The following is a 23,172-nucleotide window of genomic DNA, read 5'->3' as shown; positions in this document are numbered from 1 at the left end:
GGAACATCATCATGTCTGGGCGTATAAAATATTCCAAAAAGCCACTCGCGCTGTTATTAATCAGTATCATGAGTGGCAGCGCTTATTCAGCTACCTCTGCACTTTCTTCAGACGCTGTATCTAAAAAAGAGAGTGACCCTGTTAATTCAAAAACACCTGTTGATGAGAATAAAAAAGACGATGGCGGCGACGTCATGGTTATTAAGGCCGAAGAGGCGCTTAAACAACAGCCGGGCGTTTCTATCATTACCAAAAAAGATATTGAAAACGATCCGCCGGTTAACGATCTCTCCGATATTATCCGCAAAATGCCGGGCGTAAACCTAACCGGTAACAGTGCCAACGGCGCGCGCGGCAATAACCGTCAAATCGACATTCGCGGCATGGGACCTGAAAATACGCTGATTCTGGTCGACGGAAATCCGGTGACTTCACGCAATGCCGTGCGCTACAGCCGCACCGGCGAACGCGACACCCGCGGCGACACCAACTGGGTGCCGGTAGAAATGGTCGATCACATCGACGTGCTGCGCGGTCCGGCGGCGGCGCGCTACGGCTCGGGCGCGATGGGCGGCGTGGTTAACATCATCACCAAACGTCCAACCAATGAGTGGCACGGCTCGCTTTCTGCCTACACCAATCAGCCTGAAAACAGCAAAGAAGGTGACACCAAGCGCACCAACTTTAGCCTGAGCGGCCCGTTAATCGACGACGTGCTGACCATGCGTTTGTACGGCAATATCAATAAAACCGACGCCGACGCCTACGATATCAACAGTTCCGAAAACGGCTCCTATGCGGCAGGCCGTGAAGGCGTGCGCAACCGCGATATCAACGCGGCGTTCGAATGGAAGATAAACCAGCAGCAATACCTCGACTTTTCCTACGGTTACAGCCGTCAGGGCAATATTTACGCGGGCGACACGCAGTACAGCAACAGCAACGTCAGCACGCTGGTGCCGACGCTTTATGGTGCCGAAACCAACCGCATGTATCGCCAAACTTACAATGTGACCCACAACGGCATCTGGGATTGGGGCCAAACCAAGCTAAGTCTGAACTACGAAAAGACCAACAACACCCGCTTGAGCGAAGGGTCGACCGGCAAAGTTGAAGGGATGATCAACAGCACCGACTACAGCACCAGCCGTTACGAAAACTATAAAGCCAGCGGCGAAGCGACCGTGCCGCTCTACTCTTCCCTGTTCGATCAGACCTTAACCGTCGGCACCGAATGGGAAGAAGAGAAGCTGAACGATCCGGCCTCGATGCAGGCCACCAGCGCCAATGGCATTGAAATCGATGGCGTTTCTGGCAATGCGTCAGATCGTAGCGCCCGTAACAGCCAGCGCATCAGCTCTCTATATCTCGAAGATAATATGGACGTGCTGCGCGGCACCACGGTGATTCCGGGCGTGCGTCTCGACTATCAGAGCCGCTTTGGTGCTAACTGGAGTCCAAGCCTGAACGCCTCGCAGCAGCTGGGTGATTACTTCAAACTGAAAGCCGGTATCGCGCGGGTATTTAAAGCGCCAAACCTCTATCAGTCGAGCGAAGGTTATCTGTTGGCGAGCAGCGGCAACGGCTGCGCCATCGGCTCCACCGGCGGTTGCTACCTGTTGGGCAATAAAAACCTGAATCCTGAAGTCAGCGTAAACAAAGAGATTGGTTTGCAGTTCGACAACAAAGGGTACAGCGCGGGCGTGACTTACTTCCGTAACGACTACTCCAACAAGATTGTTTCCGGCACCACCAACGTAGGCAGCACCTCGAACGGCTACGCGGTTTATCGTTGGGAAAACGGCGGTAAGGCGCTGGTTGAAGGACTGGAAGGTAACCTGACGGTGCCATTGGTTGAAGACAAACTTAACTGGCGCACCAATGCGACCTACATGTTTGTTTCTAAATACAAAGAAACGGGTAATCCGCTGTCGATTATTCCGAAATACACCATCAACACCATGCTGGACTGGCAGGTCACCGACAAGCTGTCGGCCAATGCTAACTGGACCCTTTACGGTCGCCAGAAACCGCGTACTGCCGGTGAAATCCGCAAGGAAGCTAGCGGTCTCGACGAGTCTGAAATCGGGGCTTACGCGCTGGTCGGCATCGGCGGCAACTATCAGCTGACTAAAGATTTGCGCCTGAACGTGGGTATCAGCAACCTGTTCGACAAGCAGATTTATCGCTCGGCGGAAGGTGCCGTTACCTATAACCAACCGGGCCGCGCCTATTACACCGGCGTGACCGCAACCTTCTAATCTGTTGATTGTTGTTCGACATAAAGTTGTTGTTTTAGATCAAGATCGTAGTTTGAATTAAACAGCCCTAGGGCGATCGTGTAAACGGTCGCCCTTTTTACGTTTTATCCCCTATCACCTGCTTCATCCCCTCAATATTTGTGTCGCCGCTCTCAGTTTCATCACTTCCTTTACACAAAATTAAAACACTGTTTTATAAATTTAGAGTTTGGGCGGGCTGCTCTTTGTAATTTTGCCACTTTGCGCCGCAGGGTTGCCAAATCACGAAGGTTAATCCCGCCGTCTGGCCTTAAGTTCATTGCTAATCCGTCTGAGTTGTCCGGAAACCGTTGTTATTTGCCACCTGTCACGTTCAGGGAGTTTTAAACATGACCTCTCGCAAGATTGGATTAGCCAACTACCTCGCCTATGGCGCGGGCGATTTTCTCGGCGCAGGCACCACCGCGCTGACCGCCGCGTGGCTGTTGTACTTTTACACCACTTTCTGCGGCCTGACGCCGATAGAAGCGACCTTTATTTTCGCCATGGCGCGCGTGCTCGACGCGATTATCAGCCCGCTGATGGGCTTTCTCACCGATAACTTTGGCTCGACGTGGCTCGGCAAACGCTTTGGCCGCCGCAAGTTCTTTATTCTGCTGGGTATTCCGTGCGTGTTTAGCTATAGCCTGATGTGGGTCGGCAACATGAGTTATGGCTATTATTTGCTGACTTATCTGCTGTTCGACATCGTCTACACCATGATTCTGGTGCCTTATGAAACGCTAGTGCCGGAGATGACCGATGACTTCAAAAAGAAAACCAAGTTTTCGGGTGCGCGTATCGCGCTGGCGCAGCTTTCGGCGATTCTTGCGGCTTTCCTGCCGGGCGTGCTGCTGAATATTTTTGGCAAAGATAACGCCCTCTCCTTCTTCTATTCCAGCCTGGTGTTTTCGATTATTTGCGCCATCGTGCTGGCGCTGGTGTGGTGCTTTACCTGGGAACGCGCGCCCGGCGATTTCTCGGAAGAGTCGCGCCGTGCGCTGGAAGAGAAGCAAAATCTGACCCTCGGCCAAAGCCTGAAACGGCTGTTTGTTGAATTAACCTCGACGTTCCGCATTCGTATTTTCCGTCAGCATCTCGGCATGTATCTCGGGGGCTACATCGCGCAGGACCTGTTTAACGCCGTCTTCACCTGGTACGTGGTGTTTGTGCTGATGCAAAGCGCGCAGATTGCTTCCGATTTAATGGGCACCATGGCAATTCTGCAATTTATCGCGGTAATGGGCATGATCCCGCTGTGTATTCGCCTCGGACCCGCGCCGTCTTATCGTTTGGTGGTGGTGCTTTTCGGCCTCAGCGCGCTCTCCTACGCCGGACTTTGGTATGCGGGAATGAGTGACAGCATGTCGCTGCTGCTGCTGATTTCAGCCTTCGCCGGTCTGGGCCGTGGCGGCATCAACTATGTGCCGTGGAACATTTATACCTATATCGCCGACGTCGACGAAGCGATTACCGGCCAGCGTCGCGAAGGTATTTTCGCGGGCATCATGACCTTAACCCGCAAGGCTTCGCAGGCGGGCGCGGTGATGCTGGTCGGCATTCTGCTGCACTTTTCGGGCTTTGTTTCCGGCAAACCGGTGCAGAGCGAAACGGTCACCCACACTATTTTGCTGATCCTTAGCGTTGGCACCGTCTGCACGCTGGCGGTCGGTTTTATCATCTCGCTGCGCTTCAAACTCAATCTGCACACCCACCGCGTGCTGCGCGAAGAGACGCTGAAAATGCGCCTCGTCGACGGCATCGTGCCGGAGCAGACCACGCCACAGGCGCGCGCGATTGTCGAAACGCTGACCGGCATGGCCTACGAAAATCTGTGGGGCAACAACAATATTGGCTTCCTCAATCGTAATAAAACGCCTGCCGCCCCGCTGGATTCGGCGCGCGGTGGCATCACGCCTTTTGCTCATCCTGTAAAACATCCGGTAAAAAGATAGGACATCAAAATGAACGTATTTCCTGTAAAACACAGTGCGTTACTGCGCCAGCCTGAATTCATCATGCCGCGCGAAGAGCTGAAACAGCTGATTGGCAAACTCGGCGATAATCTGGTGAATATTACCGATCACAGCGGCGAGTTTTTGCTGCGCCTCGACGACGGTCGCGTGATTGATACCAAGGGCTGGGCCGGATGGGAATGGACGCACGGCATCGGCCTGTACGGTATGTATCAGTATTACCAGCAGACTGGCGACCAAAAAACGCTGGCCATTATCGACGACTGGTTTGTCGCACGACTGGCCGAAGGCACGCCGACCAAAAATGTGAATACGGTCTGTCCGTTTTTGACCCTCGCCTATCGATATGAAGAGACCCGCGACGCCACGATGCTGCCCGTGCTGGAGCGCTGGGCCGATTGGGTGATGTATGAGATGCCACGCACCACCTGCAACGGCCTGCAACACATTGTTTATAATAATGAAAATCACCAGCAGCTGTGGGACGACACGCTGATGATGAGCGTGCTGCCGCTGCTAAAAATTGGCAAAGTTTTGAATCGACAGGAATATATTGAAGAGGCCAGCTACCAGTTTTTGCTTCACGTGCAGTATTTAATGGATAGAAAAAGCGGCCTGTGGTTCCACGGCTGGACCTTTGACGGCCAGCATAATTACGCTGAAGCGCGCTGGGCGCGGGGAAACAGCTGGCTGACCATCGCCATTCCCGAGTTTATCGAGCTAATGAACTGGCCGGAACAGCACGCCACGCGGCGCTTTTTATTGCAGGTTTTAGAAACACAGGTAAAAGCGTTGGCCGAGTTACAGCACGAAAGCGGCCTGTGGCACACGCTGCTCGACGATCGCGATTCCTATCTCGAAGCCTCCGCTACGGCGGGCTTTGCCTACGGCATCATGAAGGCGGTGCGTAAACGTTATTTATCCCGCGAGTTAATGCCCGTTGCCGAAAAAGCCGTGCAGGCGGTGATTCGACATATTAATGCCGACGGTGAATTAACCCAGGTTTCGTTTGGCACCGCGATGGGCGACGATTTAGATTATTATCGCCAAATTCCCCTAACCTCAATGCCTTACGGACAAGCCATGGCGCTACTCTGCCTGACAGAATGCCTGCGGGGATATTTATAATTACCCGAATATATGACTCGCTAATTTAATAGAGATCTAAACTACTGTAAAAATCCAACCGTTATGAAATTTATAATTGGTTGGATTTTAATTTAATAATAGTATGAATAATCTCTATCATTATCAATTCAGCATTTACTTTACACATTCATTTATAGCCACTTTATATAATTCACACATGAAATAATTAACAAATTTTAAATAATATTTTTATATTAATAACACTTCCCTTCAAATAATAAATCTCAAATCATTTGACCCCAATCACACATTGATTATTTATACCAAATATCACATTAATTTTAAGGATAGTATTCCTTCTGGCCAACTTGGTCATATTGATTGAAATAAGCTCATGGAGAAAAAAATGAAGGAAATATTAAGCAGTCAATTAGATGCTATATCTGGTGGATGGCAAAACCAGAACGGAAACGGGCAATGTTCAGCAAACACTGCTTGCTCTGGAACTAGCTCTTCCAATAGAAGTAGTAATGGAGGGGGTAATAATTCCCAGTCTTTTTTGTCAACGAATTCCCCATACGGTAGCGGCTCTGGTGCAAGTGGTTATTGGGGAGGTTCGAGTACTATGAGTCCTGGTTCAAACGGTTATAGCGGTAATGGTACTGGTCGCGGGGCGAACCAAAGACGAGCTGGTGATAATCATTAAATAATAAATAAAAGCACAGAATTAATATTCTGTGCTTTTATGGAGTACATAATGCGAAAATATGTAATATACATTAATAATAATAAGTCAAAAGTATTGCCAAAAGAATTAGCCACGAGAGCCTTTACTAAGAAAATGAAACAGCGAGGTTTTAGAAAACATCATGTGGAAATTGATGCAAAAAATGAACAAGATGCCATTGTAAAATTAAATGAAAATAGTCAAGAGTACCTTGACTCTCTTAAAGAGCTATCTGGGAGCGCTGTTATCTGTGCCATTTGTGGGGGGGTTGTAGCTTTGATTTACTTCATAAAATTTTGGTAGAAAAAATTTTTCTTAAGATAAAACCAGCTTTACCTAAAAATAAGAAAAATCAATAAAGAGGACATCTAAATAACAATAATATTATACATTTTTAAAAATGCTGATTAGATAAATATATCCGAATACTTTAGGTTGGTATTGATAGCATGTTGAAATGAAAAGGACTTTTAAATGAAATATAGATTGTCAGAAGTAAATTTATCATATGAGGGAAAAGTCCTAACCCCTAATAATTTACATTTTGTATGGGTTGGTGATACTTCTTTGGCTAACACAGATTATATTGGAATATGGCAAAAAACTAATGAAGACAAGAATGTATACTTTTGGTGTGACGGATGTACTTCCTTTGTTCATCTACTCCACGAATCTGTGCATAAATATATTTACTCCCATAATTTTAGTGATAAAACTCATGCGGAAATCTATCTAAAAAACAAAGCTTTTAATTATATTTTTCCCAAAATGAAATTAGGTTTAACTTTCAACAACCTAGTAATAGAGTTTCTAGAAGAAAATGCTATACCCTTCGAGATATATGCTACAAAGCCCATAAATCCGTGGGCAAAAAAATCGAAAATTAATATAATGAACATAGCAGATCTATTTACGGCAGAGTTCACTGATTTTTTGAAATATTATTATTACGAAATAATATTAAGAGGTAATCTTGCAAGTGCAAGTGATATCGTTAGGCTGCTAATTATCTATAAGCATGGTGGTACTTATGTTGATATAGATACGCTTCCAAGCAGTGACAGCATTTTTAAAAATTTGAATAACTTTGTTGATTCAGAAAAATATGAAGAAGATGACTATACTTTACTTTATAAGACAAAAAAGATCTTAAAAAAACTTTATCTTATCACTTTCTCTGATGAAGAATATTTTAATTTTTATAAAGTTAAAAAAGGAGTTAAGAGAAGTATTCATTGTAAAGTCGTGGAAAGAATCAATGCAGACATGGATAAATTCTCTTTGAATAAAATATTGCCATTAGGGGATATCTATGTGCATAGAAATCTTCTCACTATTGGCGCTATTAAAAGGCTTAAAGGAATTTACTTTAATAACTTTATATCTTCTCACTCTAAATCTAAAGCTATAAAAATAATTTTACGCTCTATGAAGAAAAGATATACTTTTTTAGAAAAAAACAACTGTATCTTTGAGCATTATAAAGGTGACAATGAAAGAAATTATCTTACAAGAATTCTTACTTGGCGAACCGAGTTGATTACTAGAAATTATTGTGTCACTCCAGTATTAACAGGACCTGGATTAATTGTGGAAGTCTTAGTAAGTCTGGCTTATGCATTGATTAACCATCAGGATTTGCCATCCCCTTCTGCGGTTACAGAATATTTTCATAATGATAAATTTGGAATAGCCTCATTCCAGCATAACTTAGATACACCAGAGGGTGTTAAATCTTCCTGGCGCAAATAATCAAACTAAGTGTAGTTTTAAAAACCATTGACAAATCGAATGCCATCGTAATTTAACTAAAATTAATTAGGAGTATTAACTGTGTTTCGCAAGGAAGCAATTGATCATAATAAGATGAAATGGCATGGCCGAGCGCTCCTCCTCCCTGGTATTCCTGTTTGGGTAGTAGCAGGGTTATGCCTCTTTTATATTGCTGCCTTCCTCACGTTTGTAACGCTTTGCTCTTATACGCGGCGAGTTAATGTTAACGGAGAGGTTTCTACTTATCCACGTGCTGCCAATATGTATTCCAGTGTGCAAGGAATAATTGTCAAACAATTTGTAACTGAAGGACAGGAGATACACATCGGTACGCCTATTTATCAAATTGACGTTAGCAAAAGCACTAGTAGTGGGGTAGTCAGTGATAACCAACGTCGAGACATTGATAAACAGCTTGAACGTATCACGCAAATTATCAGCCGCTTAAAAAGCAACAAAAAAACTACCCTTAGCATGCTAGAAAAACAAAAGACACAGTATTCTGATGCCTTCCGACAATCTGCAGACCTACTCCAAAATGCGCGGGAAGGAATCAGAATCATGAAGGAAAATATGGATAACTATCGGCACTATCAGGCCAATGGTCTTATCAATAAAGATCAGCTTATCAGTCAGGTGGCTCTTTATTATCAGCAACAAAACAACCTATTTAGTCTGTCTAGTCAGAATGAGCAGAATGCGCTGCAAATTACTGCCCTTGAAAGTCAGGTACAAACTCAGGCTGCAGAATTCGATAATCAGATCTTTCAGATGGAGTTGCAGCAATATGATCTGCAAAAAGAACAACTCAGCATTGATGCCAGTGGGGAAATCCTTATACGTGCGTTGTCAGATGGGTTGATTGACTCGTTGAGCGTTACAGCTGGACAAATGGTCAACGTAGGCGACAGTTTATTGCAAGTCACACCACTCAAAATAGACCATTACTCCCTAATACTTTGGGTTCCTAATGATGCCATTCCTTACATTGCTATCGGTGACCGAGTCAATATCCGGTATGAGGCCTTCCCTGCTGAGAAATTTGGTCAATTTGCTGGCGTAGTGTCCATTATCTCCAAAACACCTGCCTCACCTCAAGAAATGCTGACTTACCAAGGTGCTCCTAAAATAGCGTCAACAGCTTCTGTACCCTATTACAAGGTAATTGTTAGACCGGAGAAAAAATTTATAACTTATGGAAATAAATCTATGGGGTTAGAAAATGGCATGAAGGCGCAGATTTCTCTTTTTTTGGAAAAAAGAAGCATCTACCAATGGATGTTATCTCCATTCTACGATATGCGACACAGCGCCTTAGGACCAGTGAATGAATAACCTTTCAATTAAGAAACTTCTTGGTCAGATGGATTTACGATTGCGTCACCATGTTTCGATAATCCACCAAACTGAATCTGCAGAATGCGGAATGGCCTGCATAGCTATGATCTGCAGCTATTACCGTAAAAATATTGATTTAATGACATTACGCCGTCAGTTTAATTTGTCATCACGTGGAACAACAATGTCTGGCCTAATTAGTATTGCGGAGGAACTTGGACTGTCAACTCGCGCTTTGTCTCTATATTTAGATGAATTTAGATCTTTAAAAACGCCATGCATATTACATTGGGAATTTAACCATTTTGTAGTACTGGTCAGTATTCGGCACAATCGTGCAATTATTCATGATCCTGCACGTGGTCGCTGCATTGTAGGTTTAGCAGAGCTTTCACTGAGTTTTACTGGCGTAGCACTTGAGATATGGCCTAGCAGCGCTTTTATGACGGCTACAGAGTGTAATCGACTTAGTCTCAGCACGTTGTTAAGAAGCGTAAACGGACTGAAGAAAACCCTTGGCAAAATTTTTTGCTTTTCACTGGTCATCGAAACAATCAATTTGACTTTACCGGTGGGAACACAATTAGTTATGGATCATGTGATTCCTGCTGGGGATCTTGGTTTACTTACACTCATCTGCACTGGTTTGATACTTATTATTGTGCTGCGAACGACTGTAAGTATGCTACGCGCGTGGTTTTCGCTGGTCATGTCTACCTTAATCAGCATTCAATGGCAGTCGGGATTATTAAAGCATCTGCTGAGGCTGCCCCTCGGTTATTTTGAAAGGCGTAAGTTAGGTGATATTCAATCCAGATTTGGCTCACTAAATAAAATCCAGGAAACATTTACGATCAGTATCGTCGGGGCATTTATGGACGGCATGATGGTCCTTGGTGTGTTAGTAATGATGGTGTTATATGGCGGCTGGTTAACATGGATTGTACTTGGCTTTACTAGTGTTTATGTATTAATCAGGCTGTTTACATACGAGTTATATCGTCAAATATCAGAAGAGAATTTAATAAGGAATGCTCGAAAAGATTCATATTTTATGGAAACCCTCTATGGTATAGCAACTGTTAAAATGCAGGGAATGGGTGAACGCAGGGGACTGCAATGGTTAAACTTAGAAATTGACTCAAGTAATAGTGCTATTAAAATAACAAAGATGGACTTACTATTCGGAGGAATAAATTCATTTATAAGTGCATGTGATCAAATAATTATTTTATGGCTAGGGGTAAGCTTAATAATTGATAACCAAATGACTATTGGGATGTTTATAGCTTTTGGAGTATTTAAAGATCAATTCACAAATAGATCATCCTCACTAATTAATTTTATTTTGCAACTGCGTATGTTGAGTTTACACAATGAACGTATTTCTGATATTGCGCTTCACTCACATGAAGTAAGAAAACCCGATATTTTAATAAAAGCCAGCATCCAACCGGCATCATTAGAAATCCATGATTTAAGTTTTAGCTACGACAGTCAGTCCATGCCGATCTTCAGCGGTCTCAATATCCATATTTTACCTGGAGAAAGTGTAGCAATTATTGGTCATTCAGGTGCCGGCAAAACGACTTTGATGAAAGTATTTTGCGGTCTATTTGAACCGAATACCGGTCAGGTCATTGTGGATGGAATGGATATACAGAAAATAGGCGTTAATAATTATCGTAAAATGATAGGCTGCGTAATGCAGGACGACAAATTATTTTCAGGCTCGATAAAAGAAAATATTTGCGGATTTGAAGAGAATGAGGATGAGCAATGGATGAAAGAATGCGCCAAGGCAAGTCACATTAACGATTTTATATTAAAATTACCAATGGGCTATGAGACGTTAATAGGTGAACTCGGTGAAGGTCTTTCTGGAGGTCAGAAACAACGCATTTTTATAGCCAGAGCTCTGTACCGGAAACCCGGCATCCTTTTTATGGACGAAGCTACAAGTTCATTAGATCCTGTAAGTGAAAATTTTGTAAACAGCGCTATAAAAAAGCTGAACATAACCCGAGTTATTATTGCTCATAGGGAAAATACAATTGCTTCTGCAGACCGTATTATTAATTTAATTTAAAGACTCCTCACAAGTTAGCTAATAAAAACATTATAAATGCTAATATTTTTAGTCAATTATTTTAAACAAGTTTTAATGTATTTTAAAAATACTTATCTATTTAAATATAAAAAAGCCTCCTCAATTCCTTAACAAGAACGAGGAGGCTTACCTTATTTATTCATAAAAAGCCTATTGATAAAAAGCCTATTCATAAAAAGCCTATTGATAAAAAAGCTTATTAACAGCTTATTATCGGCCTGCTTTATTATCAGCCAGCTTTATCTGCGGCCCGCCTTTTTAAAGGCCAAGCGGGTCAAAATCCGACGCATCATGGCGCTCGGGGAGTTGCTTATCCCCCCAGGTGCGATTGACGATGCGACCGCGTGCCACCGCCGGACGGGCTTCGATTTCATTGGCCCAGCGGATCAGGTGAGTGTAAGACTGCGCGTCGATAAACTCGGCGGCTTCATACAACAGGCCTTTCACCAGCGCGCCGTACCACGGCCAAATTGCCATATCGGCGATAGTGTACTGATCCCCAGCAATGTAACGATGACGCGCCAACTGCTTGTCGAGCAGGTCGAGCTGACGCTTGGTTTCCATGGTGAAGCGATTAATGGCGTACTCGATTTTAACCGGCGCATAGTGATAGAAATGCCCGAAACCGCCGCCGACGTAAGGCGCAGAGCCTTGCAGCCAGAACAGCCAGTTCAACACTTCGGCGCGTTCGGCAAGATCTCGCGGCAGGAAGGAACCGAACTTATCGGCCAGATAGACCAGGATCGCGCCGGATTCGAAAACGCGGATCGGATCCGATCCTGACACATCCAGCAGCGCAGGGATCTTCGAGTTTGGATTGACTTCAACAAAACCGGAAGAGAACTGATCGCCTTCACCGATTTTAATCAGGTGCGCGTCATATTCCGCGCCCGTAATACTTAGCGCCAGCAGCTCTTCCAGCATGATCGTCACTTTCTGGCCGTTTGGCGTGCCGAGTGAATAAAGCTGTAGCGGATGTTTGCCTCTTGGCAGCGTTTTCTCGTGGGTCGCGCCTGACACCGGGCGATTCAGCTTGCCCCACTGGCCGCCGAGTTCACTGTCCGGGCTCCAGACCTTAGGTGGTTGGTAACTGTTTTCCATGACACTCCCTCTGAGTTAATAGTTTGAATTATTGATGGTTTCAATTTTCGTTGGCATGTTTTTGATTCGTACAACAGGCGCATTCATTCAGTGTAGACCAGCCTTTCAAAGCGCGGATACACACCCTGTGCTGTGTGCAGACGTGATAGCACTCACAAATCGAACATTCATCTATTAACAGACGTGTCTAAGTAAACCGTTTAACCCAATCACCCTTTCAATTTGTTATTAAATTGTTAACAAAAGGATCGTTATTTCTTATTATTTAACAAATAAAACGTGGGTAGATGAATGCTTTAGAAAAACCCGAACCAAAATTAACAATAAATTAACCTAATAAATTATTAAATTTAACACTTATGGGCTTTTATCACATTTCATTTACTTTTAACCGCCAGCCTGACTCAGCCTTTGTTAATCTCAAGGTGTGGAAAAAACAACCACCCTACAAGCCATCACCTTACAAAGTACAAACCTACATCAAACATATAACAAAGGTCTCGCCATGAAATTTAACCTCGCATTACTCAATGCATGTGTAATTTCAGCATGCATGTTTGCCGCCACGCCAAGCTTTGCCGCCACACCTTACGATATTGCCGTTGTCGCCAAAGTGACCGGGATCCCGTGGTTCACCCGCATGGAAGTGGGCGTTAAGGAAGCCGCAACGAAGTTAAACGTTAACGCCTATGAAGTCGGGGCCTCAACGCCCGATCCGGCTCAGCAGGTCAAAGTGATTGAAGATTTAATCGCTAAAAAAGTCGACGCTATTATTGTGGTGCCAAACGATGCCAAGGTATTAGAGCCGGTGCTTAAAAAGGCGCGCGATGCCGGTATTGTGGTATTAACCAATGAATCACCGGACCAGAGAATTGGTCAGTGGGATATTGAAACGATCGACAGCCAGAAATATGCCGAAGCGAATATGGACGCCCTCGCCGCGTCGATGGATAAAAAAGGTGGCTACGCTATTTATGTCGGTTCATTAACCGTGCCATTACATAATGCCTGGGCCGATACGGCCATTAAATACCAGAAAGAAAAATATCCGGAGATGCACGAAGTCACGTCGCGCCTGCCGGTCGCAGAAAGTATTGATAAATCTTATTCCAGCACGCTCGATTTAATGAAAGCGCACCCCGATTTAAAAGGCATTATCGGCTTTGGATCGCTCGGCCCTATTGGTGCCGGTCAGGCAATTCAGCAGAAGCGCGCCAAGAATAAAGTCGCCGTCGTAGGTATCGCGATGCCAGCGCAGGCCGCGCCGTACCTGATGCGTGGGGATATCAAGAAAGTGCTGCTGTGGGATCCGAAAGACGCCGGTTTCGCGCTGGTCAGCCTTGCCAATCAGATGCTGCAAGGCAAGGCCGTTACGCCAGATTTAACTATCGACGGACTGGGTAAAGCCGACGTTAATATGCAAACGGGCGTGATTCGCTTTAACCGTATTCTTGAAGTTACGCCGGATAATGCTAAATCCCTGGGCTTCTAATCCATCGCCGCTATTTAATTTTTAAATAAAAAGCCTGATAAGAAAAAATATATATCGATGCCTAATCCGCATCGATATATCACCCGATGCAGTAAGGATAATGTCGATGAATAATTCTACGACGCTGGATTCCATTTCCCGCCCTGCCGAATCCTCTTCGCAGGCGTTAATTAGCCTGCAACATATCAGCAAGAAGTTTCCCGGCGTATTAGCGTTGGATAATGTCACGCTGACATTAAATAAGGGCGAGGTTCACTGTCTTGCCGGTCAAAATGGCTGTGGGAAGAGCACCATTATAAAAGTCATTTCCGGCGTTTATCAGCCCGAAAAAGGCGCGGCAATCATGCTGGATGGCAAACTGTTCCATTCTTTGACGCCGCAGCTCTCCTCTTATTACGGCATTCAGGTGATTTATCAGGATTTATCGCTGTTTCCGAATTTATCCGTGGCCGAGAATATTGCCATTCACCGCTATTTGCCCGGCGGCGATTTCTGGGTTCATAAAGAGGCGATGCGCCAGAAAGCGCTGGCCGCCATGCAACGCGTGGGCGTGACGCTCGATCCCGATCGCAAAGTTGAAAAACTTTCCATTGCCGATCGTCAATTAGTGGCGATTTGTCGCGCCATCGCCGCCGACGCCAGCCTCGTTATTATGGATGAACCTACCGCCTCGCTGACCCGCACGGAGGTCAACGGCCTGCTGCGGGTAGTTAATGAACTTAAAGCGGCGAATATTTGCGTGGTGTTTGTCAGCCATCGTCTCGACGAAGTGATGGAAGTCGCCGACCGAATCAGCGTAATGCGCGACGGCAAGCTGGTCGGCACTTATCCCGCCAGCGAACTCGACAGCAACGAGCTGGCGTTTCTGATGACGGGCCAGCGTTTCACTTACAGTCACCTGCCCCACCGCGCGCCCGCCGACGTCACGCCGCTGCTGGAAGTCAGCCATTTGAGCCGCGCGGGGCAATATCAGGATATTTCCCTGTCGCTGCGTCAGGGCGAAATCACCTCGATTGTCGGGCTGCTCGGATCGGGCAGAACCGAGCTGTGCCTGAGCCTGTTTGGCATGACTCAGCCCGACAGCGGCGACATTCGCGTTAATGGCAAGAAAGTCAGCTTTCGCAGCAATCGCGACGCCATTCGTCACGGCATTGCCTACGTCTCGGAAGACCGGCTGACGCAGGGGCTGATTATGGAGCAGTCGATTTATGACAACACGCTGGTTTCAATCTTTAACAAGCTGCAAAAACCGAGTGGCTTGATGAACCATCGCAAGGCGAAAGCGATCGTCAAGGATCTGATCCGCGACCTTAATATCAAGGTGTCAGACAGCGCGCTGCCGGTGAAAACCCTGTCGGGCGGTAACGCCCAGCGCATCGCGATCGCCAAATGGGTAGCCACCGAACCCCATATTCTACTCCTCGATTCGCCCACGGTTGGCGTTGATATTGCTAACAAAGAGGGAATTTATCGGATTGCCAGTGACCTCGCGGAGTCGGGCATGGCGGTGCTGATGATTTGCGACGAGATCCCCGAAGCCTATTACAACAGCCATCGCGTGCTGGTGATGCGCAAAGGCGAGCTGGTCGCCGAATTTTCGCCTCATCAGTGCAGCGAAGCGCAGATTGCCGAGGTCATTAATGGCTAACTCATTAAGTGAAAAGCTGCATAAAGGACTCGGCAAGGCCGTGTCGCAGCACGAATTCTGGCTGGGCGTGCTGGTGCTGCTGCTGGCGATAGGCCTGAGCCTCAGCACCGGCGAATTTCTTTCGCTCGGCAATCTGACCGACGTCGCCACCAGCTACGCCATTCTCGGCATTCTTGCCTGCGGACTGTTTGTAGTGCTGATCGCGGGCGGTATCGACATCTCGTTTCCGGCCATGACCTCCATCGGCCAATACGTGATGGCAAGCTACATCATTCACCACGGCGGCAGTTTCCCATTGGCCTTCGCGATGGCGATGGGCGTCGGTTTACTGCTCGGGCTGGTCAACGGCTTTCTGGTTTACTGGCTTCGCGTGCCCGCCATTATCATCACCATCGCCACCCTGAATCTCTACTACGGGCTGCTGGTTTATCTCACCAACGGCACCTGGCTGTACGGCTTCCCCGACTGGTTTATGAATGGCATCAACTGGTTCTCGTTTACCGCCGCCGACGGCTACGATTACGGGCTGACGCTGCCGCTGCTCTCCCTGCTCGGCGTGATTATCGCCACGGGCGTGTTAATGAATCACACCCGAATTGGCCGGCAGATTTATGCGATGGGCAGCAACCGCGACGCCGCCTCGCGCCTCGGGCTGAACATTCTGCGGCTACACTTTTATGTCTACGGATTCATGGGCTTGCTGGCGGGGATCGCCGCCGTGGTGCAGGCGCAGATTACGCAGTCGGTCGCGCCAAACTCACTGCTCGGCTTTGAACTGACCGTGCTTGCCGCCGTGGTATTGGGCGGAACGAGCATGACGGGCGGGCGCGGATCGCTGACCGGCACCATTCTCGGCGTGATGTTACTGGCATTTTTGCAAAACGGCCTGACGCTGCTGAGCATCTCGTCGTACTGGCATCAGGTGTTTAGCGGCGTGATCATTCTGGTCAGCATCAGCAGCACCGCGTGGAACGAAAAACGCAAACTGGCGAAGGGAATGTAACATGAACACCTTAACCCGCTATCTCCCGGGCGATCGCATTATCCGCCTGCAAATCCTGATTATTGTCGCCGTCGCGCTGCTGTTCTCCTTCACGCTGGGCGGGCGATTTTTCAGCGTCGGCAATTTTCAGTCGATCTCTTCGCAGCTGCCGATTTTAGGCATGCTGGCGCTGGGGATGGGCATCACCATGCTCACCGGCGGCATTAATCTCTCGGTTATTGCCGGCGCCAACGCCTGCTCGCTAGTGATGGCGGCGATTCTGGTCGCGCATCCTAATCAGCCGCTCTATTTTGCGCTAGCGCTGTTGGCCGGTATCGCGGTCGCCGTTGTTATTGGTTTGCTGAATGGATCGCTCATCGCCTATATCGGTGTCTCGCCTATTCTCGCCTCGCTCGGCACCATGACGCTGATTGCCGGCCTGAATATTTTGCTCACCGGCGGCACGGTTATCTCGGGCTTTCCGGCGGCGATTCAATATCTCAGCAGCGGCAACCTGTTGGGCATCCCGATTGCGTTATTACTGTTCCTACTGGTGGCTTTCCTGCTGTGGGTGGTGCTCGAACACACCACGCTGGGTCGCAGCCTCTATTTAATGGGTTCCAACGAGCAGGCCACGCGCTTCAGCGGCGTGAGTACGCATCGAGTCACGCTGGTAGTTTACGTGCTCTCCGCGCTATTTGGCTGGGCCGCCGCGCTGCTGATGATGTCGAAATTCAACTCCGCTAAAGCAGGCTATGGCGACTCTTATCTGCTGGTCACTATTCTGGCCTCCGTGCTCGGCGGCATTAATCCCGACGGCGGCTTTGGTCGCGTGATCGGTTTAGTGCTGGCGCTGGTGGTGTTGCAGATGCTGGAAAGCGGCCTGAATCTGATGGGCGTCAGCAGTTATTTGACCATGGCACTCTGGGGCGGCGTACTGATCCTGTTTATCGCGCTGCAAAATCGACAGTCTTGATGACGTCACAAAAACGATAATTTTAAGAGCATCATAAGGACCAAAACATGGCGAGTTATTTTATTGGCGTGGATGTAGGAACGGGCAGTGCTCGCGCAGGCGTGTTTGATCTGAAAGGACACATGGTCAGTCAGGCCAGCCGCGACATTACCCTGTTTCGTCCGAAAGCCGATTTTGTTGAACAATCCTCTGATGAAATTTGGGCGGCGGTGTGTAACGCCGTCAAAGATGCGATGAGTCAAGGTGACATAAACCCGATACAGGTCAAAGGGTTGGGATTTGACGCCACCTGTTCGCTGGTGGTGCTTGATAAAGAAGGCAATCCGCTGACCGTCAGCCCGTCGGGACGCAGCGAGCAGAATATTATTGTCTGGATGGATCACCGCGCCATCACGCAGGCGGAAAGAATCAACGCGACAGGTCATCGGGTGCTGGAGTTCGTCGGCGGGATTATTTCGCCGGAGATGCAGACGCCGAAACTGCTGTGGCTTAAGCAGCACATGCCGAGCACTTGGAAAAGCGTCGGCCATCTGTTTGATCTGCCTGATTTTCTTACCTGGCGCGCCACCAATGATACCAGCCGCTCGCTCTGTTCCACGGTGTGTAAATGGACCTATATCGGCCATGAAGATCGCTGGGACACCAGCTATTTCAAGCAGATCGGGCTTGAGGATTTACTGGAAAACAACGCGGCGAAAATCGGTAGCGAAGTGAAAACCATGGGCCAGCCTCTTGGACACGGCCTGACCCAGCGTGCGGCGCGTGAGCTGGGCCTGATGCCGGGCACTGCCGTAAGCGTTTCGATTATCGACGCCCACGCGGGCAGCCTCGGCATTTTGGGGGCCAGCGGCGCATCGGGCGAAACCGCCGATTTCGACCGTCGCATCGCGCTGATTGGCGGCACGTCGACGGCGCACATGGCGCTGTCACCCAAACCGCGCTATATCGGCGGCGTGTGGGGGCCCTATTTTTCGGCGCTGCTACCCGATTATTGGCTTAACGAAGGCGGACAATCGACCACCGGCGCGCTGATCGATCACGTCATTCAATCGCATCCCTGCTACAACGACCTGCTCAAACAGAGCAAAGAGCGCGGCAAAACCATCTACGAAACGCTGAATGCGCTGCTGCGTGATATGGCGGGCGAGCCTGAAAATATTGCCTTTTTAACCAAAGATATTCATATGCTGCCCTATTTTCACGGTAACCGATCGCCGCGTGCCAACCCGACGCTGACCGGCATCTTGACCGGCCTCAAACTCTCGCGCACGCCCGAAGACATGGCGCTGCACTATCTCGCGACCATTCAGGCGCTGGCGCTCGGCACCCGCCACATTATTGAAACCATGAATCAGAGCGGCTACGCGATCGACACCATGATGGCCAGCGGCGGCGGCACCAAGAATCCGGTATTTGTGCAGGAACATTCCAACGCTACCGGCTGCGCCATGTTACTGCCCGAAGAGAGCGAGGCGATGCTGCTCGGCAGCGCGATGATGGGCACGGTGGCAGCGGGCGTTTATGAATCTTTGCCCGAGGCGATGGCCGCCATGAGCCGCATCGGCAAAACCGTGACGCCGCAAACCAATAAAATCAAACAGTATTACGATCGTAAATATCAGGTGTTCCACGAACTTTATAACGATCTCATCAAGTATCGCCGCATTATGAAGGGAGAGCAGGATGTCAGCCGAGCTGAATAAAGAGGGATTACCGAATCAAGAGTGGCAGCAGGCGTGTGCGAGCTGGCAGATTTACAGTCAGGAACTGCTGGCGCTGCAACGCAATCTTGACCCGCACATCTGGCAGAACGTGTTGCAGACGCTGGCCGACTGCAAGGGAAAAATTGCGGTAACCGGCGTCGGCACGTCGGGGATCGCGGCGCGTAAAGTGGCGCACATGCTGGCCTGCGTCGAGCAGCCCGCCGTCTTTCTCAATCCGACCGACGCGGCGCACGGCGATTTAGGCTTTCTGCGCGCCGATGACGTGATGATCATGATTTCGCGCGGCGGCAACTCGGAAGAACTGACCCGCCTGCTGCCCACGCTCGCGAAGAAAAACGTCACGCTCATTAGCGTCACCGAAAATCTCGACTCGACAATTGCCAAGGCCGCGAAGCTGGTGCTGAAAACCCATATTCAGCAGGAGATCGACCCGCTAAATATGCTGGCGACCACCTCAATCGTATTAGTGCTGGCGGTATTCGACGCCATGTGCGGCGCTATTATGCTGCGCAACGGCTTTAATAAGGAGACGCTGCTGGCGGTGCATCCGGGCGGCAATGTTGGCAAAAGCCTGCGTGAGGAAATTTAATTAACGGCGCGATAAACACATCAATCAGTTAAAGAAATGCTTATTTCCTCCGCGAAAGGTTACAAACCTGAATCTTCACTCTATAGTTCCGTGACAAAAATGAAGTTTCAGGAGAAACGCATGCGCTTGAACGGTATTTCGAAGGGATTTTTTATCCTGATACTATTCATTGTAACCCTTGCCTTTATGGACGTCCTTCAGCCTTATTATTCCTCCGTGCTGTGGGCCGCGATTCTGGCAATTATTTTCCATCCAATGAAAACCAAAATCCGCAACATGCTGGGTGACAAGAACGGGATTGCTTCACTGCTCACGCTTCTCGTCATCTGCCTGATTGTTTTCACGCCGTTAGCGGTGATCGCCTCGTCGCTGGCGATTGAATTCAATATGGTTTACGGCAAGTTGCAGCAAAATAATACCCAGTTGCCGACAATTATTGCCGACGTTATCCAGCATCTTCCGGTTTGGGCTCAGCATTCGCTGTCAGAATACAATCTGGATAATGCCGCCGGGATTCAGCAAAAACTTTCCGGTTTTGCGCTGAAAGGCAGTCAATATCTGGCGGGCAGCGTGTTCCTGATTGGTAAAGGCACGTTCAGCTTTGTTGTCGGTTTCGGCATCATGCTGTATTTGCTGTTCTTCCTGCTGAAAGACGGTGCGTATCTGGTCGGTTTGATCCTCGATGCGCTGCCACTTTCTCGCCACATTAAACATCACCTGTTTATGAAGTTTGCCGCCGTATCGCGTGCGACGGTAAAAGGTACGGTGGTGGTAGCGTTGGTGCAGGGTGCGCTCGGCGGGATTGCGTTCTGGATTACCGGCATCGACGGCGTGCTTTTGTGGGCCGCGCTGATGGCGTTCCTGTCACTGATTCCGGCGGTAGGTTCCGCAATTATCTGGGTACCAGCGGCGGTCTATTTCTTCGCTTCCAGCCAGCTGTGGCAGGGGATCTTCCTGGTAGTGTTCTTCGTGGTGGTTATTGGGCTGGTGGATAATATCCTGCGTCCGCTGCTGGTCGGCAAAGACACTAAAATGCCGGATTACCTGATTCTTATCGCCACGCTAGGCGGCATGGAAATCTACGGCATTAACGGTTTCGTGATTGGCCCGCTCATCGCCGCGCTGTTTATCGCCTGCTGGAATATCCTTTCCGGCCGTGATAATCGTGAAAATATCGAAGAGATCGACGAAGAGTTCATCGAAGACGGCAAAGCCCCTCCAGAATCTTGATTGACTGTTTTTCTACCTTCAAATTAATGACCTCTAAAGAGCGGCTCTGTCCGCTCTTTTTTTATATTTTAACCTCTGTTTTATTGGTCGAAAAACACTCAAAACCTTTGCATCTCGAAAGGCAACTGCGTAGGCTTTGCACGTGGCAATGTTATCAATCACACGACTCTAACGCGTAACTTCTTTGTAAGAGGTGATTCATGGTGCGAAATACCGAAACCAATAAAGGGCAAGAACGGCCCGAGCGCGCAACGCTACGTCGCTCTTCAGAACATAAAAGCAAATTAACAACTGCTTCCGACCTGCTTGCTTCAACTATGGATGTTAAATCCCCCTTCCCTCCGAAAATAAAAAAGAAGTATTAAAAGGACCTGATTTCAGGTCCTTTTTTCATTTATGCAGGCTTATTTTTGCGCCATTGGGCACTGCGGTAGTCGCGAAGGGTTGCCGGGAATACAGTCACTTGGCGTCGGTGAGATAGGTCCGATGGGCTGTGTTGGCTGGCTAGGCTGGGTGGGTTGCCTTGGCTGTATCGGCTGTTTTGGTTGTACCGGCTGGCCGGGTTGCACAGGCTGGCCCGGCTGAATAGGTTGGCCGGGCTGTTGCGGCTGAGACGGTTGGCTTGCCCACGCTGCGCTCGAAAGCAGCAGCATCAAGGTCGTAAACATAGCAGCAAAGATTGATTTCATAAGGGGCCTCAGAGGATTTTATCGGGTCGCCGTTTACCCTTAATTATAGCCTTCTTAATTTATCCGCGCAGATTCTGCAAATAACCGTCAATGCTTTCGCCAAATAAGCGGCGGGATCCCACTGTCAGTTTTCGAGTGTTCATGCCGACCTACATACTCAGCGCGGCGAGATGCCGATATTACCGGGCATGAATGCCGAAATGACCGATTTCTGGCAGCAGCAAAGCGCGCTTCCGCATACTATCCACGACCTGCCCGGCGATCATTTTAGCTGCCTGAACGCCCGCCACATCGACATCGTGCTTAAAGCGCTGAACTTACAGCAAGAGGAAATCCAGCATGGTTGAATGCAGAAAAACGGTTGGCGTGCTGGGCGCGACCGGCAGCGTTGGAAAACACGTGGTACGCTTTTTAGCGCCCTACGCTGACATCCTTGCCGCCAGTCGTCGCCCAACCCGCGGAGATCAGGAAGGAATTAAAGCCTGTCAGCTCGATTTACTCGACAATCTGGCGCTGCGGGAGTTTCTTAAATCCTGTGATTTGGTGGTCAACTGCGCCGCGCCGGGCAGTTTGACCGAAGAGAGAGTCGCTCGCCTCGCCTGCGAGCTGGGCATCGATTATGTCGATCCGGGCGGCGATGAGCCGCTCTACGCAGCGCTGGCCTCGCGCACCGTCGCGCAGCAGAGCGCTATTTTATCGGCAGGCATGTTGCCCGGTTTATCGGGCGTATTGCCGCGTTTACTGGCCGAAGAGTTTACCCAGCTCACGGCGCTCACAGGCTACGCGCTGAACCACGAACCTTTCAGCACGGGCGGCGCGAAAGATTTTCTCGCCAGTCTGGATAACGGCTTCAGCATGGCGGGGCTGTCGTTGCAACGCGGCGAGCTGCAACCGTGCGCCTCGCCGAGCGAATGCCAGCTGCCGCTGGCGTCGATTGCCGCGCAGGCGGTGCCGTTTTTGAGCAGTGAATGGCAGCGCATGAGCCGTCAACAGCGGCTCGGCGAGGTGGCCTGGTTTAATCTTTATCCACACGGCGAGCTCTACAACTGGCTCGGCACGTTGCGCGAGAAATCGCCTCGAAAAGGCGTTCACACCACGCCCGCCCAGCGCGTTGAACAGCTGGTGGCGCTAAGTCTGGCCGATTTCGCCTCGAAACCCACGCAGCACGTCATCGCCGTGGAGGCCAGCGGCTGGCGCGACGGTAAAATGTCGACCCGGTCGATCGTGCTGAGTGCTCGACAAGGCGCGGAGCTGACCGCCGCGGTAACCGCTTTTACGGCGATCCAGCTATTAAACGGCAAGCTGCCCGAAAGGCTGCATTTTGCCGCCGACGTGCTGCCCGCCAAGCCGTTGCTGACATTTTTGGCCGAAAATCTGCCGTCGCTGCGCGTGCTGCGCATTGACGGCGCGCTGCCGAAGCAGGAGGAAGGCGCAATATAAAGAGTTCAT

The 23,172-nt window shown here is 48.9% G+C and carries 18 protein-coding genes; 17 read left to right on the top strand and 1 reads right to left on the bottom strand.

The annotated features are described in order from the left end of the window. Window positions 1-11 precede the first annotated feature (11 nt). The 7 genes from SC206_RS12185 to SC206_RS12155 all read left to right on the top strand — a co-directional run bounded on the left by SC206_RS12185 (window position 12) and on the right by SC206_RS12155 (window position 11,271). Window positions 12-2,261, top strand: a complete 2,250-nt coding sequence (locus SC206_RS12185) for a TonB-dependent siderophore receptor (RefSeq protein WP_332737563.1) — start codon at window positions 12-14, stop codon at window positions 2,259-2,261. A 368-nt stretch (window positions 2,262-2,629) separates the two neighbouring features. Next, window positions 2,630-4,234 carry an MFS transporter gene (locus SC206_RS12180; RefSeq protein ID WP_332737561.1) on the top strand — a complete coding sequence of 535 codons (1,605 nt, stop codon included), beginning with the start codon at window positions 2,630-2,632 and terminating at the stop codon, window positions 4,232-4,234. 9 nt (window positions 4,235-4,243) lie between these two features. After that, window positions 4,244-5,383, top strand: coding sequence for a beta-galactosidase BglB (gene bglB, locus SC206_RS12175; protein ID WP_332737559.1), 1,140 nt, complete (start codon window positions 4,244-4,246; stop codon window positions 5,381-5,383). Window positions 5,384-6,101: 718 nt separating this feature from the next. Then, window positions 6,102-6,374, top strand: coding sequence for a hypothetical protein (locus tag SC206_RS12170; RefSeq protein WP_332737557.1), 273 nt, complete (start codon window positions 6,102-6,104; stop codon window positions 6,372-6,374). Window positions 6,375-6,545: 171 nt separating this feature from the next. Continuing rightward, window positions 6,546-7,823 carry a TcdA/TcdB catalytic glycosyltransferase domain-containing protein gene (locus tag SC206_RS12165; protein WP_332737555.1) on the top strand — a complete coding sequence of 426 codons (1,278 nt, stop codon included), beginning with the start codon at window positions 6,546-6,548 and terminating at the stop codon, window positions 7,821-7,823. An 81-nt stretch (window positions 7,824-7,904) separates the two neighbouring features. Continuing rightward, window positions 7,905-9,179 carry an HlyD family secretion protein gene (locus SC206_RS12160; protein WP_332737553.1) on the top strand — a complete coding sequence of 425 codons (1,275 nt, stop codon included), beginning with the start codon at window positions 7,905-7,907 and terminating at the stop codon, window positions 9,177-9,179. Beyond that, the gene (locus tag SC206_RS12155) at window positions 9,172-11,271 is read left to right on the top strand and encodes a peptidase domain-containing ABC transporter (RefSeq protein WP_332737551.1); all 2,100 of its coding nucleotides are present in this window, start codon (window positions 9,172-9,174) and stop codon (window positions 11,269-11,271) included. Before SC206_RS12160 ends, SC206_RS12155 begins: the two co-directional genes overlap by 8 nt. Before the next feature lie 279 nt (window positions 11,272-11,550). On the opposite strand, the gene yghU is transcribed toward SC206_RS12155, so the two are convergent. Continuing rightward, the gene (yghU, locus tag SC206_RS12150; RefSeq protein WP_332737549.1) at window positions 11,551-12,393 is read right to left on the bottom strand and encodes a glutathione-dependent disulfide-bond oxidoreductase; all 843 of its coding nucleotides are present in this window, start codon (window positions 12,391-12,393) and stop codon (window positions 11,551-11,553) included. A gap of 505 nt (window positions 12,394-12,898) precedes the next feature. Here yghU and SC206_RS12145 point away from each other — a divergent pair. The 10 genes from SC206_RS12145 to SC206_RS12100 all read left to right on the top strand — a co-directional run bounded on the left by SC206_RS12145 (window position 12,899) and on the right by SC206_RS12100 (window position 23,163). Continuing rightward, the gene (locus tag SC206_RS12145; protein WP_332737547.1) at window positions 12,899-13,885 is read left to right on the top strand and encodes an autoinducer 2 ABC transporter substrate-binding protein; all 987 of its coding nucleotides are present in this window, start codon (window positions 12,899-12,901) and stop codon (window positions 13,883-13,885) included. Window positions 13,886-13,991: 106 nt separating this feature from the next. Then, window positions 13,992-15,533: a sugar ABC transporter ATP-binding protein gene (locus tag SC206_RS12140; protein ID WP_332737545.1), complete on the top strand. Its 1,542-nt coding sequence runs from the start codon at window positions 13,992-13,994 to the stop codon at window positions 15,531-15,533. Continuing rightward, window positions 15,526-16,536 carry an ABC transporter permease gene (locus tag SC206_RS12135; protein ID WP_332737543.1) on the top strand — a complete coding sequence of 337 codons (1,011 nt, stop codon included), beginning with the start codon at window positions 15,526-15,528 and terminating at the stop codon, window positions 16,534-16,536. Before SC206_RS12140 ends, SC206_RS12135 begins: the two co-directional genes overlap by 8 nt. Window position 16,537: 1 nt before the next feature. Continuing rightward, window positions 16,538-17,491, top strand: coding sequence for an ABC transporter permease (locus SC206_RS12130; protein WP_332737541.1), 954 nt, complete (start codon window positions 16,538-16,540; stop codon window positions 17,489-17,491). Between the two features lie 47 nt (window positions 17,492-17,538). Further along, window positions 17,539-19,194 (top strand): FGGY-family carbohydrate kinase, encoded by a 1,656-nt coding sequence (locus SC206_RS12125; protein WP_332737539.1) that lies wholly within the window; start codon window positions 17,539-17,541, stop codon window positions 19,192-19,194. Continuing rightward, window positions 19,175-19,804, top strand: coding sequence for a KpsF/GutQ family sugar-phosphate isomerase (locus SC206_RS12120; protein WP_332737537.1), 630 nt, complete (start codon window positions 19,175-19,177; stop codon window positions 19,802-19,804). The genes SC206_RS12125 and SC206_RS12120 overlap by 20 nt, the downstream gene beginning before the upstream one ends. Before the next feature lie 120 nt (window positions 19,805-19,924). Then, entirely contained in the window at window positions 19,925-21,034 is a 1,110-nt protein-coding gene (locus SC206_RS12115) for an AI-2E family transporter (RefSeq protein ID WP_332737535.1), read from the top strand. A gap of 396 nt (window positions 21,035-21,430) precedes the next feature. Beyond that, on the top strand, window positions 21,431-21,619 hold the full coding sequence (locus tag SC206_RS12110) for a hypothetical protein (protein ID WP_332737533.1): 189 nt from the start codon (window positions 21,431-21,433) through the stop codon (window positions 21,617-21,619). A gap of 274 nt (window positions 21,620-21,893) precedes the next feature. Further along, window positions 21,894-22,070 (top strand): hypothetical protein, encoded by a 177-nt coding sequence (locus tag SC206_RS12105; RefSeq protein ID WP_332737531.1) that lies wholly within the window; start codon window positions 21,894-21,896, stop codon window positions 22,068-22,070. After that, window positions 22,063-23,163, top strand: a complete 1,101-nt coding sequence (locus tag SC206_RS12100; protein ID WP_332737529.1) for an NAD-dependent epimerase/dehydratase family protein — start codon at window positions 22,063-22,065, stop codon at window positions 23,161-23,163. The genes SC206_RS12105 and SC206_RS12100 overlap by 8 nt, the downstream gene beginning before the upstream one ends. Window positions 23,164-23,172 lie beyond the last annotated feature (9 nt).

Source organism: Rouxiella sp. T17 (assembly GCF_036663475.1).
Lineage (GTDB): Bacteria > Pseudomonadota > Gammaproteobacteria > Enterobacterales > Enterobacteriaceae > Rouxiella.
The sequence above is the reverse complement of the archived record's forward strand: the minus strand, read 5'-3'. Positions and strand labels throughout refer to the sequence as shown.

Bases quoted from the DNA above. Each gene is read 5' to 3' on its own strand.
- SC206_RS12125 (WP_332737539.1), top strand. From the start codon at position 17,539: ATGGCGAGTTATTTTATTGGCGTGGATGTAGGAACGGGCAGTGCTCGC.
- SC206_RS12145 (WP_332737547.1), top strand. From the start codon at position 12,899: ATGAAATTTAACCTCGCATTACTCAATGCATGTGTAATTTCAGCATGC.
- SC206_RS12170 (WP_332737557.1), top strand. From the start codon at position 6,102: ATGCGAAAATATGTAATATACATTAATAATAATAAGTCAAAAGTATTG.
- yghU (WP_332737549.1), bottom strand. From the start codon at position 12,393: ATGGAAAACAGTTACCAACCACCTAAGGTCTGGAGCCCGGACAGTGAA.
- SC206_RS12130 (WP_332737541.1), top strand. From the start codon at position 16,538: ATGAACACCTTAACCCGCTATCTCCCGGGCGATCGCATTATCCGCCTG.
- SC206_RS12110 (WP_332737533.1), top strand. From the start codon at position 21,431: ATGCAGGCTTATTTTTGCGCCATTGGGCACTGCGGTAGTCGCGAAGGG.
- SC206_RS12100 (WP_332737529.1), top strand. From the start codon at position 22,063: ATGGTTGAATGCAGAAAAACGGTTGGCGTGCTGGGCGCGACCGGCAGC.
- SC206_RS12120 (WP_332737537.1), top strand. From the start codon at position 19,175: ATGTCAGCCGAGCTGAATAAAGAGGGATTACCGAATCAAGAGTGGCAG.
- SC206_RS12165 (WP_332737555.1), top strand. From the start codon at position 6,546: ATGAAATATAGATTGTCAGAAGTAAATTTATCATATGAGGGAAAAGTC.
- SC206_RS12180 (WP_332737561.1), top strand. From the start codon at position 2,630: ATGACCTCTCGCAAGATTGGATTAGCCAACTACCTCGCCTATGGCGCG.
- SC206_RS12135 (WP_332737543.1), top strand. From the start codon at position 15,526: ATGGCTAACTCATTAAGTGAAAAGCTGCATAAAGGACTCGGCAAGGCC.
- SC206_RS12105 (WP_332737531.1), top strand. From the start codon at position 21,894: ATGCCGATATTACCGGGCATGAATGCCGAAATGACCGATTTCTGGCAG.
- bglB (WP_332737559.1), top strand. From the start codon at position 4,244: ATGAACGTATTTCCTGTAAAACACAGTGCGTTACTGCGCCAGCCTGAA.
- SC206_RS12185 (WP_332737563.1), top strand. From the start codon at position 12: ATGTCTGGGCGTATAAAATATTCCAAAAAGCCACTCGCGCTGTTATTA.
- SC206_RS12155 (WP_332737551.1), top strand. From the start codon at position 9,172: ATGAATAACCTTTCAATTAAGAAACTTCTTGGTCAGATGGATTTACGA.
- SC206_RS12115 (WP_332737535.1), top strand. From the start codon at position 19,925: ATGCGCTTGAACGGTATTTCGAAGGGATTTTTTATCCTGATACTATTC.
- SC206_RS12140 (WP_332737545.1), top strand. From the start codon at position 13,992: ATGAATAATTCTACGACGCTGGATTCCATTTCCCGCCCTGCCGAATCC.